11 protein-coding genes and 2 pseudogenes are annotated in these 14,256 nt (G+C 55.2%); 7 read left to right on the top strand and 6 right to left on the bottom strand.

What is annotated here, in order from left to right; translation table 11 throughout:
- Positions 1-128 precede the first annotated feature (128 nt).
- The 6 genes and pseudogenes from WDX12_RS15915 to WDX12_RS15890 form a co-directional block, all read right to left on the bottom strand.
- Positions 129-686: pseudogene (locus tag WDX12_RS15915) on the bottom strand (ATP-binding protein); the annotation flags it as partial.
- Positions 661-1,846, bottom strand: a pseudogene (locus WDX12_RS15910) (IS3 family transposase); the annotation flags it as partial. The pseudogenes WDX12_RS15910 and WDX12_RS15915, both read right to left, overlap by 26 nt.
- Positions 1,847-1,880: 34 nt before the next feature.
- Entirely contained in the window at positions 1,881-3,392 is a 1,512-nt protein-coding gene (locus WDX12_RS15905; protein WP_434725497.1) for an aldehyde dehydrogenase, read from the bottom strand.
- Between the two features lie 326 nt (positions 3,393-3,718).
- On the bottom strand, positions 3,719-4,417 hold the full coding sequence (locus WDX12_RS15900; protein ID WP_434725496.1) for an SDR family NAD(P)-dependent oxidoreductase: 699 nt from the start codon (positions 4,415-4,417) through the stop codon (positions 3,719-3,721).
- Between the two features lie 5 nt (positions 4,418-4,422).
- Positions 4,423-5,544 carry a M24 family metallopeptidase gene (locus tag WDX12_RS15895; RefSeq protein WP_434725495.1) on the bottom strand — a complete coding sequence of 374 codons (1,122 nt, stop codon included), beginning with the start codon at positions 5,542-5,544 and terminating at the stop codon, positions 4,423-4,425.
- Between the two features lie 88 nt (positions 5,545-5,632).
- On the bottom strand, positions 5,633-6,925 hold the full coding sequence (locus tag WDX12_RS15890; protein WP_434725494.1) for an amidohydrolase family protein: 1,293 nt from the start codon (positions 6,923-6,925) through the stop codon (positions 5,633-5,635).
- A 242-nt stretch (positions 6,926-7,167) separates the two neighbouring features.
- Between WDX12_RS15890 and WDX12_RS15885 the strand changes: the two genes are divergently transcribed.
- From WDX12_RS15885 to WDX12_RS15855, 7 genes are all read left to right on the top strand, one after another.
- The gene (locus WDX12_RS15885; RefSeq protein ID WP_434725493.1) at positions 7,168-8,361 is read left to right on the top strand and encodes a threonine aldolase family protein; all 1,194 of its coding nucleotides are present in this window, start codon (positions 7,168-7,170) and stop codon (positions 8,359-8,361) included.
- 948 nt (positions 8,362-9,309) lie between these two features.
- Positions 9,310-10,161 (top strand): transporter substrate-binding domain-containing protein, encoded by an 852-nt coding sequence (locus WDX12_RS15880; RefSeq protein ID WP_434725492.1) that lies wholly within the window; start codon positions 9,310-9,312, stop codon positions 10,159-10,161.
- A gap of 37 nt (positions 10,162-10,198) precedes the next feature.
- Positions 10,199-10,843, top strand: a complete 645-nt coding sequence (locus tag WDX12_RS15875) for an amino acid ABC transporter permease (protein ID WP_434725491.1) — start codon at positions 10,199-10,201, stop codon at positions 10,841-10,843.
- Positions 10,840-11,499, top strand: a complete 660-nt coding sequence (ehuD, locus tag WDX12_RS15870) for an ectoine/hydroxyectoine ABC transporter permease subunit EhuD (RefSeq protein ID WP_434725490.1) — start codon at positions 10,840-10,842, stop codon at positions 11,497-11,499. The genes WDX12_RS15875 and ehuD overlap by 4 nt, the downstream gene beginning before the upstream one ends.
- Entirely contained in the window at positions 11,496-12,320 is an 825-nt protein-coding gene (gene ehuA / locus WDX12_RS15865) for an ectoine/hydroxyectoine ABC transporter ATP-binding protein EhuA (RefSeq protein ID WP_434725489.1), read from the top strand. Before ehuD ends, ehuA begins: the two co-directional genes overlap by 4 nt.
- Before the next feature lie 26 nt (positions 12,321-12,346).
- A complete protein-coding gene (locus WDX12_RS15860; protein WP_434725488.1) occupies positions 12,347-13,513 on the top strand; it encodes a M24 family metallopeptidase in 1,167 nt (388 codons plus the stop codon).
- Positions 13,514-13,738: 225 nt separating this feature from the next.
- Entirely contained in the window at positions 13,739-14,230 is a 492-nt protein-coding gene (locus WDX12_RS15855; protein ID WP_434725487.1) for an Lrp/AsnC family transcriptional regulator, read from the top strand.
- Positions 14,231-14,256: the final 26 nt, after the last annotated feature.

Below are 14,256 nucleotides of genomic sequence, written 5' to 3'. Positions count from 1 at the left end.
ATTTTCCTTGTCTCAATCTGGGGGTGCACTCCACCTATTCCGATAGAATACCGGACACGATTCCGAGGCGAAGCCGGACAGCTTAGAGCGCCTCTGGGTCTTTTCGATATTTGTCGACGAACTCGTTTTCGGTCAAGCGGGAGTTGCGCGATTGTGGAACGCTTCTCGTAGCGATCCTCGACGATTTCCAGGAGATCGCGGCGTTGTTCGTCGTTGAGCTTCTCCGGCCCCCAATCGTCTAAAATAAGCAAGTCCGTTTTGGCCAGGCTCTTGAGCAACTTCGCGTAACGGCCGTCACCGCGGGCAAGGGCGAGCGTCGCGAAGAGGCGCGGTACACGGTGGTATGCGACCGAAAGATCCTCGCGGCATGCCTTGTGGCCGAGCGCGCAGGCCAGCCAGCTCTTTCCGACCCCAGCCGGTCCGATCAGGAGCAAGCTATGGCGCTGTCTGATCCAGTCGCATGTCGTCAGCTTCATGAAGAGATTGCGATCGAGTCCGCGAGTTGCGCGGAAGTCGGCGTTCTCGATCTGGGCGTCATGACGTAATCTGGCGGCACGGGCTCTGGCCTCGAAGCGCTTCTGACGGCGCGTTGTCGCCTCCCGTTCGAGTAGGAGAGCAAGCCATTCGCCATGCTGGAGGGCTCTTGCCTCCGGCTGCGTCTCCAGTTCCCGGAACGCGTTTGCCATGCCGGAAAGTGCCGTGGGGCGCGGGTTGAGCAACCGGCGAAGACGCGGAGCCTTCCATCAGCACAGCGTCGGAGCCGGTTGCGGTGATGACCTCGGCATAGGCCGCCGGGGTCTGGTAGCCGACCGAGGAATGCGGCCTCGCGGTGTTGAAGTCCTCCCGCCATTCGGCGATGGCGCTGCGGGCGTGGTCGAGGCCGAAGAACAGCTCTCGTTCAAGAGCTCGTCGCGCATGCGACCGTTGAAGGATTCGACATAACCGTTCTGCATCGGCTTGCCCGGCGCGATGTAGTGCCATCCGATCATCGTGATCCTTCGACAATGCAAGGATGGCGTTCGAGGTGAACTCGGTGCCGTGGTCGGAGACGATCATGCCGGGCTTGCCGCGCTGGGCGATCAGTTCCGTCAGCTCGCGAGCAACCCGGCGGCCGGAGATCGACGTGTCCGGGATCGCCGCCAGGCATTCGCGCGTCACGTCGTCGACGATGTTGAGCACACGGAAGCGCCGGCCGCAGGCGAATGGTCATGCACGAAATCCAGCGACCAGCGCGCATTCGGCTTTGCCTCGACCAGGATCGGCGCCCGCGTGCCGACGGCTCGCCGTCTGGCCCGGCGCTTGCGCACCGTCAGACCTTCCTCGCGATAGAGACGGTAGATACGGTTGACCCCAGATGCCTCGCCCTCGCGCCTGAGTAGGATGAACAGCCGCCGGTAGCCGAAGCGTCGGCGCTCGTTCGCGAGGTCGCGCAGCCGACCACGCAGCTCCGTCTCTGGCGGTCGGCGAGACTGGTAGCGGATCATCTCGCGATCAGCGCCCACAAAGGAACAGGCCCGCCGCTCCGACAAGCCCATCGTGGCCTGCAGATGCGCGACGGCTTCGCGCTTGGCGGCGGGCCCTACCATTTTTTTGAAAGAAGCTCGCGCAGTGCCGACGCTTCGAGCATCTGGTCGGCGAGCAGCTTCTTCAGCTTCGCGTTCTCGTCTTCCAAGGCTTTCAGCCGTTTGGCATCGGAGACGTCCATCCCGCCATACTTCGCCTTCCAGTTATACAGCGTCGCCTCGGAGATCCCATGCTTGCGCGCCAGGTCGCCCGCCTTTGCCCCCGCCTCATGCTCACGCAGAACCGCGATGATCTGCTCTTCCGTAAACCGCTTTCTCTTCATCAGTCCGTCCTTCAATCGAGGCCGGACTCTAATCTCAGATGGAGGAAATTACCCGTGGCAGGTCAACGGCCGACCAGATGGTCTTCGTCTGCTGATATTGCTGCATGGCTTCGAGTCCTTTGTCCCGGGCAGCGGAACCGGACAGCTTGTAGCCACCAAAGGGCGTAGTGACGTCGCCTTCTGAAAACGAGTTTATCGAAACCGTTCCACACGGGATACGGCGAGCCAAGGCATAGCCTTTCGCAAAGTCTTTGGTGAATATTGAGGCATGCAACCCATATTTGGTGTCGCGCGCAATGCGCAAAGCCTCTTCAGGGCTTGAGGTGGCGATGACACCAAGGACTGGGCCGAAGATCTCCTCGCGCGCAATCGTCATGTCAGGCGTGACGTTGGTAAAAAGGACTGGCGGGACATAAAAGCCCTTGGATGGGACATCGGCGCTCTGTATGGTCGTTGCCCCTTCGTCCCGGCCAATCTTGATGAAATTTTGAACGCGGTCTCTATGGATTTCCGTGATCATCGGCCCGACTTCCGTCGATGGGTCGAGCGGATTCCCAATTTTGAGGGAACGGATTTTGACTAAAAGTTTCTCGATGAACTCGTCTTTTCTAGAGATATCTACGAGTTGGCGCATGTTTGCCGAACAGTTCTGACCGGCGTTCCAGTAAGCGGCCAAAGCGGCATGATTGATCAGATCGTCGGTAATATCCGCGTCCGACAAGATGATCATGGGACTTTTGCCACCCATTTCCAGGGCTACACGCTTCAGATTGCTGTCGGATGCGTACCTGAGGAATAAGGCACCCACCTCTGATGAACCAGTGAAGGATACCGCATCGACGTCCCCGTGGAGGCCGAGAGCTTTGCCAGCGATTTCGCCCGTTCCGGGAATGACGTTGAACACGCCATCGGGCAATCCGGCCTCAAGAGCCAGTTCAGCGAGCCTAATCGATGTTAGAGGCGATTGCTCGGCCGGTTTCAAAACAACGGAGCACCCCGATGCCAACGCCGGGGCCACCTTCCAAGCCGTTATGAGGAGCGGGAAGTTCCAGGGGAGCACCAGCCCGACAACACCGATCGGTTCTTCAACGATCAAAGCGAGAACATCATTCTCAGTGGGGGCAATTTTGCCAAAACTCTTGTCGAGCAACTCGGCATACCATTGGAAAAACTTGGGAACCTCGTTTCCGATTTCATTAAGGCAATCCGTGATCGGCTTCCCGGTATCCAACGACTCGAGGACGGCGATTTGTTCCGCATGTTTACGGACCAAACCGGCCAGTTTGAGGAGAACATCCTTGCGTTTGGCAATGCCCGCCCTGCTCCAGATACCACTTTCAAATGCTTTTCGGGCGGCCACAACGGCATGATCGACATCGGCTGCGTCACAACTGGTGACCACGGCGATCGTCGTCTCGGTTGCGGGATTGACTGTTTCGAACGTACGGCCGGACTTGGCACGGACTAGTTTACCATCAATCAGGGCATTGGACGGAAGTACGAGCCCGGCGGCTAAAGCTTCGTAACCAACTGCGGTTTTTGACATTCGTTCCCCATACAGATGCTGCTGCCCGTCTCTGGGTTGATTGGTGGCAGTCGTGGAAGAGGTTCTGCTAAAGCGACCGAAACTCCGCCCGTTTGGTGGGCGGTTATAAGAAAATCTGCATCGAAATTGAGCTCTATGCAGAACGTTTGGCGGCAGAGTGGTTTCCGCTCGCTCCTACGCTCGACGTAAATACGCGGCGGCGGCGCCATGGCTACTAGCATCATTGATAGAAGTTACGGCATTCCCCTTGAGCCCTGGATGTCGAACCACCAATTTCTGAGTGAGGGCGCGGATGCGGGAGTGTTACGGCCGGTTGAGCGGCCATGTTAGTACCTATAACCGCCCGACACCGGAACGAGAGCGCCTGTCATGTAGCTCGACTCCGATCCAAGCAGAAACTTGACGACCGAAGCCACTTCGTCGGCAGATCCTGGCCTCCTAAGGGGAATTTCCGAAATACCCGCCTGAATGTCAGCATCGGCCAGGAAAGCACGCCCCATAGGATTGTCGATCCAACCCGGGCAAACAGAGTTTATCCTGATGGATAATGGTCCAAGCTCCGAAGCCAAGTGGCGCACAAGACCATTAAGAGCCCATTTGCTGACCGTGTAATGAGGCCCGCCGACCGGGCTGTGATCGAGGCCCGCAGTCGAGGAAATGACGACGATACTAGCTTCCGCTTTAAGTTTGGGGACGACGGTGTGGAGAATCGCATAAATACTATTGAGATTGACGTTAAGATGACTCCGCCACTCCGATGGTGAAACACGATTGAGGGGGCCGGGTTGCAGCATGCCGTGGGCAAGGACCACCCCGTTGAGAGGAAGCGTAATTCTGTTTACGGCATCCACCAAAGATCCGTCGTCCTGGAAGTCGGCTTCCAAGTCCCCTTTCGACATTCCGATCTGACTCAAGGTGATCACGGATCTCCCGGCCGTTTGCAGAGAGGCTATGATCGCTGTTCCAATACTGCCGCCCACGCCGGTTATGAGTGTGCTGGGCTGATGGTGTTCCGTTAAGGTCATGCTTTCTATCCTTGATTTCGTATGATGGGGTGCGACGAAACATGGACCCGCCGAGGAAGAGCCGACAGGACCTCGGCACCGTCGGCGTGCAGGATCACGATCTCTTCAAGCCTCACGCCAAATCGGCCGGGCAAATACACGCCAGGTTCGATCGAAAAGACCATCCCTTCCTGAAGGAGGGTGTCTGACGTCCCTGTAATGTAGGGTGGTTCGTGCAGGTCAATGCCGAGCCCGTGACCTGTCCTATGGGTGAAGAATTCGCCGTACCCCGCCTCTGCAATTACGCCCCGTACGGCTGCATCCACATCGCGCGCAAAGACACCCGGCCGGGCCGCCTGGAGTCCCGCCTTAACAGCACTTTCGACCAAGCAGTGGATACGGTCATAGGCTTGGGGGGGGTAACCGACAACTGCCATCCGTGAAATGTCGCTTAGAAAGCCTTGATAGCGGCCTCCGAAGTCGATCAGCACCGCGTCACCCTCCTTGAATTGGCGAGTCCCCGTCTCATGGTACGGAATTGCGCCGTTAGCGCCGGAGGCCACAATGCAAAATTCAAGGGATGCTCCATCCTTCGCAAGCTGCGCTTGAATGACCGAGGCAAGCCCTTTCTCACTCATTCCGGGGCAGATCGCGGCATAAGCTGTACTCATCGCGCGGTCCGCGATAGTCGCGTTAGCCTTCAGGAGAAGTCGTTCCGCGCTATCCTTCCGCATCCTCAGAAAACCTAGAGCCTCATTGACCAATGAAGTTCTCGCGGAAGGCAACGCATCTATTACCAGCAAGGCGAAATCCGCACGCATGGTTTCGTCAAGCACGATTTGCTTCGCATTAGCTGAGCCTACAAACGAGATCGCCTCGACCAAGGTTTTGGTGGGTCCGATGTCGTCCTCCCAAACGTGGAAGGCAACGTCAGTGCGCGTGCGGGTGCCGTCAGCATTGAGCGCTCCTAAGACCAGGGTCTCCGTAGCTGGGCCAATCAGCAGTAAGCATAGCCGCTCGTCAGAGTGAGGGTGGAAGCCGATCAACCAATCCATGTGGGAACTCGGTCCAATGGCAGCCAAGTCGATGGAGGCCGTGGTCATCGCGCGCCGAAATGCGGCGATCCTGCTGGTATAGTCGAGCCTCATTGGCCACCTTCATTCGTACTGCCGCATAGCGTCATGGTGCATGGCCAGGGTCAAAGGGAGAGAGGTGCGGACCCACGGTCAAATCAGCCTAAACGTTAGGGAAATAACTGAGCGCATTGCCGCGCATGATCCTTTTGATGAGTGCAGGCGCGTCATCGCGGCCAATCCAGCCCTCATCTACTAGTTCAGAAATAACTCTCGAAATTCCTCGTCGGGCTACGCAAGAATGCCCATACACGGATTCCACAGCAACACAGTCTCCACCGAACGTAAAAATCTTGCTGGTTGGCACCGCGAGCAGAAATTCCTTAAGGAAGCGAACGCTTGCCATCGGACTCAGAATCCAAGCCCAACACATATCGATGGCAATATTCGGATAATGCTTTGCGAGAGCGATGTACTCATCACTGTAAGGATATCCAATATGCATCAATACGAATCGCGCGTTCGGAAATTCGCGCACTAGCCGCGCAACGTCTGAACCGTTATTGCGCACGCGACCGAGTTGCATCCAAGAGTGACCTGCGAGGTAGCCCGTGTGCAGTTTCACCGGCAGACTGTATTGCGTTGCCTTATCCACACAGTATCGAAATAAGAAGCTTTGCAGTGAATTGACTTCTTCTTGGTCGGCAGGATGCCCACTTTTAACCCCAACGTGCTTTGAAAACACCTGCGCCGCATAATCCTCGGCCACGGGAGCGAAATTCAGCGTGCGCGAGTAGGCGATTTGGCACTTCACGGCGACTGCTCTGCCGCCAAATGTTGAAAAATAATAATCGATGATGTCGAGCCAACCCTGGAGCGTACTGGGCTCCTTCCCTGTCTCGGCATGGATACGAGCTACATCGGCCGGGCTGCAGCGGGAAAAATTGAGGATGCTGATATCCTGTTTTAGAAGATTCGGTTGCTCTGTAAGCATAAAAATTCGGCTCACCGAGTTGACATGACAGCTTTCGATGTTCGCACGTCGGAGCACGGCCGAATAAAACCCAGGCTGGCGCGTTTCATAGTATTTTGCCGCAATCCTCGGCTCGCTTTCGGCAGTTAGGTCATCCTCCTCATATAGTCCGCGGAACGTGTGCCGTAGAGACTGTGCATAACCAGTATGCCGTATCCGGTCCCAATATGGCGCGACAAGTTGGAATTTTGCCGTACCGGCAAGGGTCGGGCTGAGAAAGTCTCTGAGTTTGGCAAGTGGCATTCCCGCAACAATCAGGTCGTCGACGACGTAGTCTGTGAATAGATACGACCAATCGTCGCAAGGCAGGTGCTGACTAAGATCTCCACTAAGACGCTGGCTTTCCTCGATCAAGTGCTCGTGCGTATCTATAAATGAGGTTTCTTCAACCAGATGTTGAATTTGTCTGTCGGCATTTGCCACCACATTCTCCTAATGCGTGTAACTGAAGGTAACGGCTGGGCTCGATTTTATATTTACGCATAGCCTGTCCCAACGGCGACACGTTCCGCCAGACCGTGCTGCCCGTTTACGATCCATCCAAACGAGTTCATTCGACTTTTCGGTGGGCACGCAGCACGAAGTTTCACCTGTTCTCGCGAAAACTCTGCCTGTTGGAGCCCTCGATATCCGAAAAAGCCACTAAATTTAGGGTCCAATGCAGAATGTCTGCAGCCCATCGGTTTGCGACTGTCAACGCCAACTGCTTGTTGAGTTCCAATTGCAGTTCGCAGATTTTAGAGAAGCGAAGTTCAGCGACGGGCGCTATGGAGGCAACCGCTGCGACCTTTGGTAAACATATCGGTAGGTGGAAGATGGATTTTCGGAGCGATAATATCGCGGGTATCTCTCACGCAATTATCGATGAGATCATACTGGCGAACCGCGGTAGCGGCTCTTCCTACAGTGAGGACGATCAAACTAGAGAGGTCGAAGACACGCTCAGAGCAATCTTCGAGTGTAACTTGCGGTTTTTCCCTGTTTTAACTGGGACTGCAGCAAACGCATTGGCGCTGGCTTGCCTGACGCCTCCGTACGGCGGCATCTTCTGCAGCGATCAGGCGCATGTGTATTATGATGAATGTGCGGCGCCAGAGTTTTTTACGGGTGGAGCAAAGTTGATTGGCTTAAGAGGCACAGACGGACGGTTGGAAGCGACTATGCTCGACAAGACAGTTGAAAGGGCGCTCCAAAGCGGCGTCCACCATTCGAAACCTACCACCGTGAGTATCTCCCAGGCGACAGAGGTTGGAACCGTCTACCGCCCCGACAAAATCGAGGAAATCAGCGAAGTATGCAAAAAGTTCGGCCTGCGCTTACATATGGACGGGGCTCGCTTTGCGAACGCGCTCACCTTTCTGGGTGTAACGCCCGCAGAGCTAACGTGGAAGGCTGGCGTCGATCTCCTTTGTTTCGGTGGAACGAAAAACGGGGCCTTTTCGGCGGAGTCAATAGTAGTGTTCGACGGAACTCTAGCAGGTGACCTGGCATACCGGATCAAGCGCGCTGGTCATCTTGCCTCCAAATCGCGTTTTATTTCCGCACAATGGGCTGCTTATCTTCGCAACGACCTCTGGCTTAGGAACTCGGAACACGCAAACGCGATGGCAGCCCGGCTTTCAACAGGTCTTTCAGGCAGGGCCGGTGTGAAGGTCGTTCATGCTACAGAAGCCAACGAAGTATTTGTCGAGGTGGACGCGTGTACTATGAGTCTTCTAGAGCGATCAGGAGTTCAATACGGTATCTGGTCTAGAGACCAAGGGAATGTGTTAAGGTTCGTTACATCGTTCGATACCAAACGTATTGACGTTGACAACTGCCTCGCAGTATTTCAAGAGGCCGAGTCAGCGGCGATATAGCGCGCCATTCGGTCCAATATCCCGGACTCCTTCCGCATTAAGCAAGTCTACAGTAGGCAGGTCGGCTGCCCTTCGCCAACCAAATAGGTATCGCGATTCGCATTCGGCAAGCACCGTGCTACTTAGTATTACGTCCGACAATCCCCTACCAACCTCTTTGGGGTTGCAACTGGCCGGCCCCTCTATCGTCTCCCTTAGCGTTAATAAAAGTTGGGGAGGCCGGTACTTGCACTCTGCATGGTGCCTTAGCGGCGCGCGCTATGTTCGTCACTGGGTGCGAGCACCCGGTTCGGTTGTGCGGGGCTCGCGGGGACCTTCGCAATGCGCCTGGTCGACCAACAGACGGCGGCCCTGTAGCGCTTTGCGAGTTCGCCGACCTGCACCACGCCACCGAGTGGCGGATTCTGGATCATTCGTATCCTGCTCTGTGACCAGCGACATCCATCTTTGGCAGCTCTAGGAGGCAGCACTCCCGCCGCTGCCCAGGGACTTGCCGCAGCCCTTCGAAGTGCAGGTTCATCGGCTGGTTGGCCGCGACTGCTGGTTGCTTTCAAGAGGCGGCAATACACTGAGTCCGCCCTACGCCTTTGCGGGCCAGGGCGGTCGACGTGCGTGGAACGGCGGTCGTCGCGAAATCTACGAGCGCGCTGAGATGGTAGCCCGCTTTCTAGGCTTCCTGTTTTTAATTCCCGCTGCGATACCATGTCGTGATTGCCGTTCGAGAGCCGCATAGGTCGCGTCAGCGCCGTTGCGAAACAGAAAAATGTTTTGCGACATCGACAACTGCCATGCCCTTGCCCCGAGCCACAGACGATTTTTCTGCATTTTCGCCTTTATCGCGGAGAAACCTCTGTGACGAGGCCAAAATTCGAACGAGAATGGGTCTCGGAATGTCCATGATTGCCTCTGCACATCTATTAACAAGTGCTGAACCGATGGGGAACCGATATGCAAAAAATATCCCGACTGCTGATTAGCACGATCGCATCTTGCGTTGGATTGGGAGCAATCCCTCTCGCGAAAGCTGACGACTTCACCGACAAGGCCAAGGCCGACGGGCTCAGTTTCGCAATCATCGTGGACAAGCCGTACTATTTTTATGACGGCGCCGGCAAAATCACAGGAAACTCCGTAGAAACACTCGCTGAGGCGCTTGAGGGCATGGGCGTTAAGACGCTCAATCCGACAGTTACAGAGTGGTCTTCGATCGTGCCAGGCGTGAAATCTGGTCGCTTCGATGTCGGCGCAGGCATGAACATTACGCCGGAGCGTTGTAAGGAAGTCGCTTTTACGATCCCCTATTCCGTCGCCGTTTCAACTTTGGTCATCAAAAAAGGCAATCCAGACGGGATCAAGGATTGGAACTCCTTCAAGGATGACAAGCTGAAAGCTGCGGTATACGCTGGCTCGGCCGAACAGGGCTATATGCTGAAGGCGGGCGTTCCGGATGATCATTTGATACCCCTGCCCGACCAGAACTCGATGATTCAGGCCTTGCTCAACGGTCAGGTCCAGGCATTGAACGAAACCTCTGATGCCGCTGAACATATGGTTGAGCAGGTGCCCGAGCTCGAGGTGCTCAAAGGCTTTCATCCTCCGAAATTTGCGTACGCTTTCGTAGGATTCCCCTTTGCGAAGAAAAATGCTGCCTTCGTTTCAGAGCTCAACGTTCAGATTAAGAAACTGGTCGACTCGGGCGAGGCCATGAAGATTCAGGAAAAATTCGGATCGAAATCTGCGGCAGAAACGCAGGACATTCTAAAGACGGCTGGCGACGTTTGCGCCGCCAAGCCTGAATAACTCCTGTTTCGACAGATCGCGAGAAGGGTGCTTAACAATGAGGGTGACGACTGAATTGTTCTGGGCGACGCTGGCAACAATTGAGCTATCACTCATCTGCATGGTTTTGTCGTCCCTTCTCGCGTTCGCAGCCGGTTTGGCCCTCATATCGCCCAACCGTTATCTCGGTAATGCGGTTCGTTTCTTTGTCGAAATCATCAGAGGAACCTCCCTCGTAGTGCAGCTATTCTGGCTTTACTTCGTGTTGCCAGAGTTCGGAATAGTGTTGACGTCGATGACGGTGGGGGTAGTAGGCCTGTCGATCAATGGTGCCGCTTATGGGGCCGACATCATAAGGGGTGCATTCGAAGCTGTTCCACGCGGCCAAAGCGAGGCGGCCTACGCCCTTTCAATGCCCCGTTGGATGACAATATCGACGGTACTAACGCCGCAAGCTTTGTTGCGATTAATCCCACCATGGTCAAACTCGATGATTGATATCCTAAAAGGAACATCAGTTTTTTCGATGATTGGTATCTATGAATTGACATCAGCAAGCACTCAGCTGAACGCTATGTTGTTTGAGCCATTCAGGATCTTTCTGCTCGTGGCCGCGATATATTTCGTATTGTCCCAACTCATATCGCACTCTATGCTTGCCTTCGAACGCTCCACCCGACGACGCCTTGGACTGGCAGGATGACCGATTTTTTTTCACTCAGCTACACCGTTGAGATTTTGCCGCGCCTGCTGACGGCCGCTCTCCTCACCGTTGAGCTGTCGATGATAAGTTTCGCGATCGCTCTTGTGATCGCTCTTCCTCTGGCATTGGCACGCCTAAGTGCGTCGCGAACGTTGTCAATTGCCTCGGGGGGCTTCATCGAATTCATCCGTGGCACCCCAATGCTCGTACAATTGTTCTTGGTTTTCTTTGGTTTGCCTAAGCTCGGGTTCGCCTTGCAGCCGATCAGCGCCGGCGTCTTGACGCTCAGCGTTTACTACAGCTGTTATATTGCGGAGGTATACCGTGCAGGGTTGCTGGCGGTTCATCCCACGCAGCGCGAGGCGGCATGGGCAGTTAGCATGTCACCTTTCGAAACGCTGAAAACGGTGATTATTCCTCAGGCGATTCCTCCCATGATACCCGCGCTCGGTACTTACTTGATCGGGTTATTTAAGGATGCTGCATTGCTCTCCAGCATCTCAGTCTTCGAACTCCTCACCGCCGCGAAGCTGATCGGAACCGAAAGCTATCGGTATACCGAGCCGATGACGCTTGCAGGCATCCTCTTTTTGCTCATGTCGCTTATCGCCGCCGGCCTCACGCGGCTGTTAGAGCGCTCCTGGATTATCCGATGAATGCCATCGCCGACTTCTCAGCCGTCAAGGCCGAGCCCTCCACGCCACAAGCCCCGGCATGTGAATTCATTCACGTAGTTAAACGGTACGGACCCGTAACCGTCTTGCGCGACGTCTCTATTTCAGTTCCGCACGGAGAAAAATTAGCGCTTATCGGGCCATCCGGCTCCGGTAAGTCGACGCTGCTCCGGACCTTGATGACACTCGAGGCAATCGACGGTGGCGAGATAAAGGTTAATGGGGAAACGCTGAGCCATGGCTCTTGGCCGCACGACAGGCAACGCTCGGACAATGCCGCGGCTCGCGCCAAAAGGCGCCGCATTGGGATGGTTTTTCAGCAGTTCAATCTCTTCCCGCACATGACCGCCGCTGAAAATGTTGCGGTTGCGCCTCGTAAAGTCTTGGGATTGCCCCGCAATGAGGCCGCAGAGCGGGCGCGTCGCTATCTTGAGATGGTTGGTCTTAGTGCCAAGGCCGATGAGCTTCCTTCTCGCCTTTCGGGAGGCCAGCAGCAACGTGTCGCCATAGCTAGATCACTCGCTATGGAGCCCGACATCATGCTTTTTGATGAGGTCACAAGCGCACTAGACCCAGAACTTGTCGGCGAAGTGTTAAATGTGCTCCGGAAGCTCGCCGATGAAAGCACGCTGACAATGTTGCTTGTCACCCACCAGATGGAGTTTGCCCGCAGTTTTGCCGATCGCGTGGCCTTCCTGTGGCAAGGCCAGTTACACGAGATCGGAGAAGCGAAAGCTATTTTTGATGAGCCGCGCGAGGAGCGCACACGCCAATTCCTCCGAGCCGTTCTCGAAGCCCGCTGACACCAGTTCCATACAGGGAGATGACTATGGCTCTCGAAAGAGGCGCACAGCCTTTCGCGCGAAGCGAATACGAGGCACGATGGACCGCGCTGAAGGCAACCATGTCACAGCGCGGCCTACAAACCGTCCTAACAACGGACGGCAGTTCAATGACCTATTTAAGCGGATATATCGGCAGTTCCGGATACCTCCCACAGATGGTGATTCTGGATGCGGCCTGGACCGAACCAAAGCTGGTCTTGCGCAAACAGGATGTCCCGTTAGGCATTTACACGACGCAAATCTCCCGAGACAATATCATTGGCTATCCTGAGACATTGGTCGGTAACCCCGAAAGGAACGGGCACGACTTCGTGCTTGACATGCTTGAAGACACGGGGGCTCACACTGGCTTGCTAGGCCTCGAGGAAGGCGTTCTTAGCCGGGCAGTTTATCGTAAGTACGAAAGCCGTCTTGGCGCTGGCACGCTCGCCGATATTTCCGGTTTGATCCTTTCCCAACGCCTGGTCAAATCGGATGCCGAAATAGCCCTCATGCGGGACGCGGCACGCATAGCGGACGCCGGTGTTCTGGCGGCAATCTCGGCGACCAGGCCGGGTCGTCGGGAATGCGAAATTGGCGGTGATGTCATACACGCGCTAGCGTCAGGGTTGCCAGACATCGATACGATAACCATCAAAGTCCCTAATATATCCTCAGGACCTCGTATCGGCACAGCGCATTTCAACTGGTACCTGGGCACGGTTGAAAATGGCATGCAACTCAATTTCGAGATTGTCGGCCTGTGCCATCACTATAGTGCTTCGATCATGCGGACGATTAGCTTAGGCCCTCCGTCTGAAAAACTTCGTCGGCTGCATGACGGGGTGCATGAAGGATTGGAGGCGGGACTGTCCACGGTCCGACCGGGCGTTACCTGCGCCGATGTCGCCAACGCCTATCATCGTGCACTCAATCGCCATGGGTTCTCGAAAGACAGTCGATGCGGCTATTCGATCGGTATGGGGCTGGAGCCTTCTGCCAGCCTTCAGCCCACGGACATGACCGTTTTGGAGCCGAACATGACCTTCCACATGATGCTAGGCACCTGGGTGGAAGAGGATTTCGGCGTGACGCTGAGCGAGTCTTTCCGGGTGACCGAGACGGGCGCTGAGGTCTTTGGAAAATCCGAACGTAAGCTCTTCGTCGTTTAGCCCCACAACTAGGTGCTGGCCTAGCTGCCAGAAACCGATAGACTACTAGAGGCTGCCCGGCGCCGCGCTGGCGGCCTTTTGCTTTGGCGCATTCCCTTCGGAAGCCCGCCAGCCTTGTGCGGCAGCATGAAAGCACTTGCGGTTGAGAGGGCTCCTGTGTGATCAACCTTTAAGCCAGCAATTTGAGGCCTTTTTCCAAAGGGATACCCAACACGAGACTGCTGAATGAAACTGGACAAAATCGACATTAAGATCCTACAAGCCATTCAAAAAAATGGCAGGATTACAAAGGCTAAACTGTCTGAATTGGTTGGATTGTCGGTCAGCCCTTGTTTCGAACGCCTTCGCCGACTTGAAAAGGCTGGCATCGTCCGGCGCTACCTGGCGGACATTGACATCGATCGCCTTTTCAAAACGTTGGTTATGATCGTCGAAGTTACCATGAAGGACCATACCACCGCCAGTGTACTTCAATTTGAAAACGCTATTGCCAGATGTCGCGAAGCGGTAGAATGCTATGGCGTTAACGGTCATATTGACTATGTTATCAAGTTTGTATTCCGCGATATAAGCCATTATCAGCTTGTCATCAACAACCTTATTGAAATGAATGTCGGAATTGACAAGGTATATACCTATATCGTTACCAAGAACGTCAAGCGGTTCAGCGAATACCCCATCGACGACCTTTATTCTTCTGGTGACGACCGGTCATGATTAGCACATGACCTCTCTTCTTCAAC

Origin of the sequence: Mesorhizobium sp. RIZ17, assembly GCF_051127865.1 — a bacterium.
GTDB classification, from domain to species: domain Bacteria; phylum Pseudomonadota; class Alphaproteobacteria; order Rhizobiales; family Rhizobiaceae; genus Mesorhizobium; species Mesorhizobium humile.
Note: the sequence above shows the minus strand (reverse complement) of the source record. Positions and strands in the feature narration are given on the sequence as shown.

Bases quoted from the DNA above. Each gene is read 5' to 3' on its own strand.
- WDX12_RS15860 (WP_434725488.1), top strand. From the start codon at position 12,347: ATGGCTCTCGAAAGAGGCGCACAGCCTTTCGCGCGAAGCGAATACGAG.
- WDX12_RS15855 (WP_434725487.1), top strand. From the start codon at position 13,739: ATGAAACTGGACAAAATCGACATTAAGATCCTACAAGCCATTCAAAAA.
- WDX12_RS15900 (WP_434725496.1), bottom strand. From the start codon at position 4,417: ATGACCTTAACGGAACACCATCAGCCCAGCACACTCATAACCGGCGTG.
- WDX12_RS15905 (WP_434725497.1), bottom strand. From the start codon at position 3,392: ATGTCAAAAACCGCAGTTGGTTACGAAGCTTTAGCCGCCGGGCTCGTA.
- WDX12_RS15885 (WP_434725493.1), top strand. From the start codon at position 7,168: ATGTCTGCAGCCCATCGGTTTGCGACTGTCAACGCCAACTGCTTGTTG.
- ehuD (WP_434725490.1), top strand. From the start codon at position 10,840: ATGACCGATTTTTTTTCACTCAGCTACACCGTTGAGATTTTGCCGCGC.
- WDX12_RS15875 (WP_434725491.1), top strand. From the start codon at position 10,199: ATGAGGGTGACGACTGAATTGTTCTGGGCGACGCTGGCAACAATTGAG.
- WDX12_RS15880 (WP_434725492.1), top strand. From the start codon at position 9,310: ATGCAAAAAATATCCCGACTGCTGATTAGCACGATCGCATCTTGCGTT.
- WDX12_RS15895 (WP_434725495.1), bottom strand. From the start codon at position 5,544: ATGAGGCTCGACTATACCAGCAGGATCGCCGCATTTCGGCGCGCGATG.
- ehuA (WP_434725489.1), top strand. From the start codon at position 11,496: ATGAATGCCATCGCCGACTTCTCAGCCGTCAAGGCCGAGCCCTCCACG.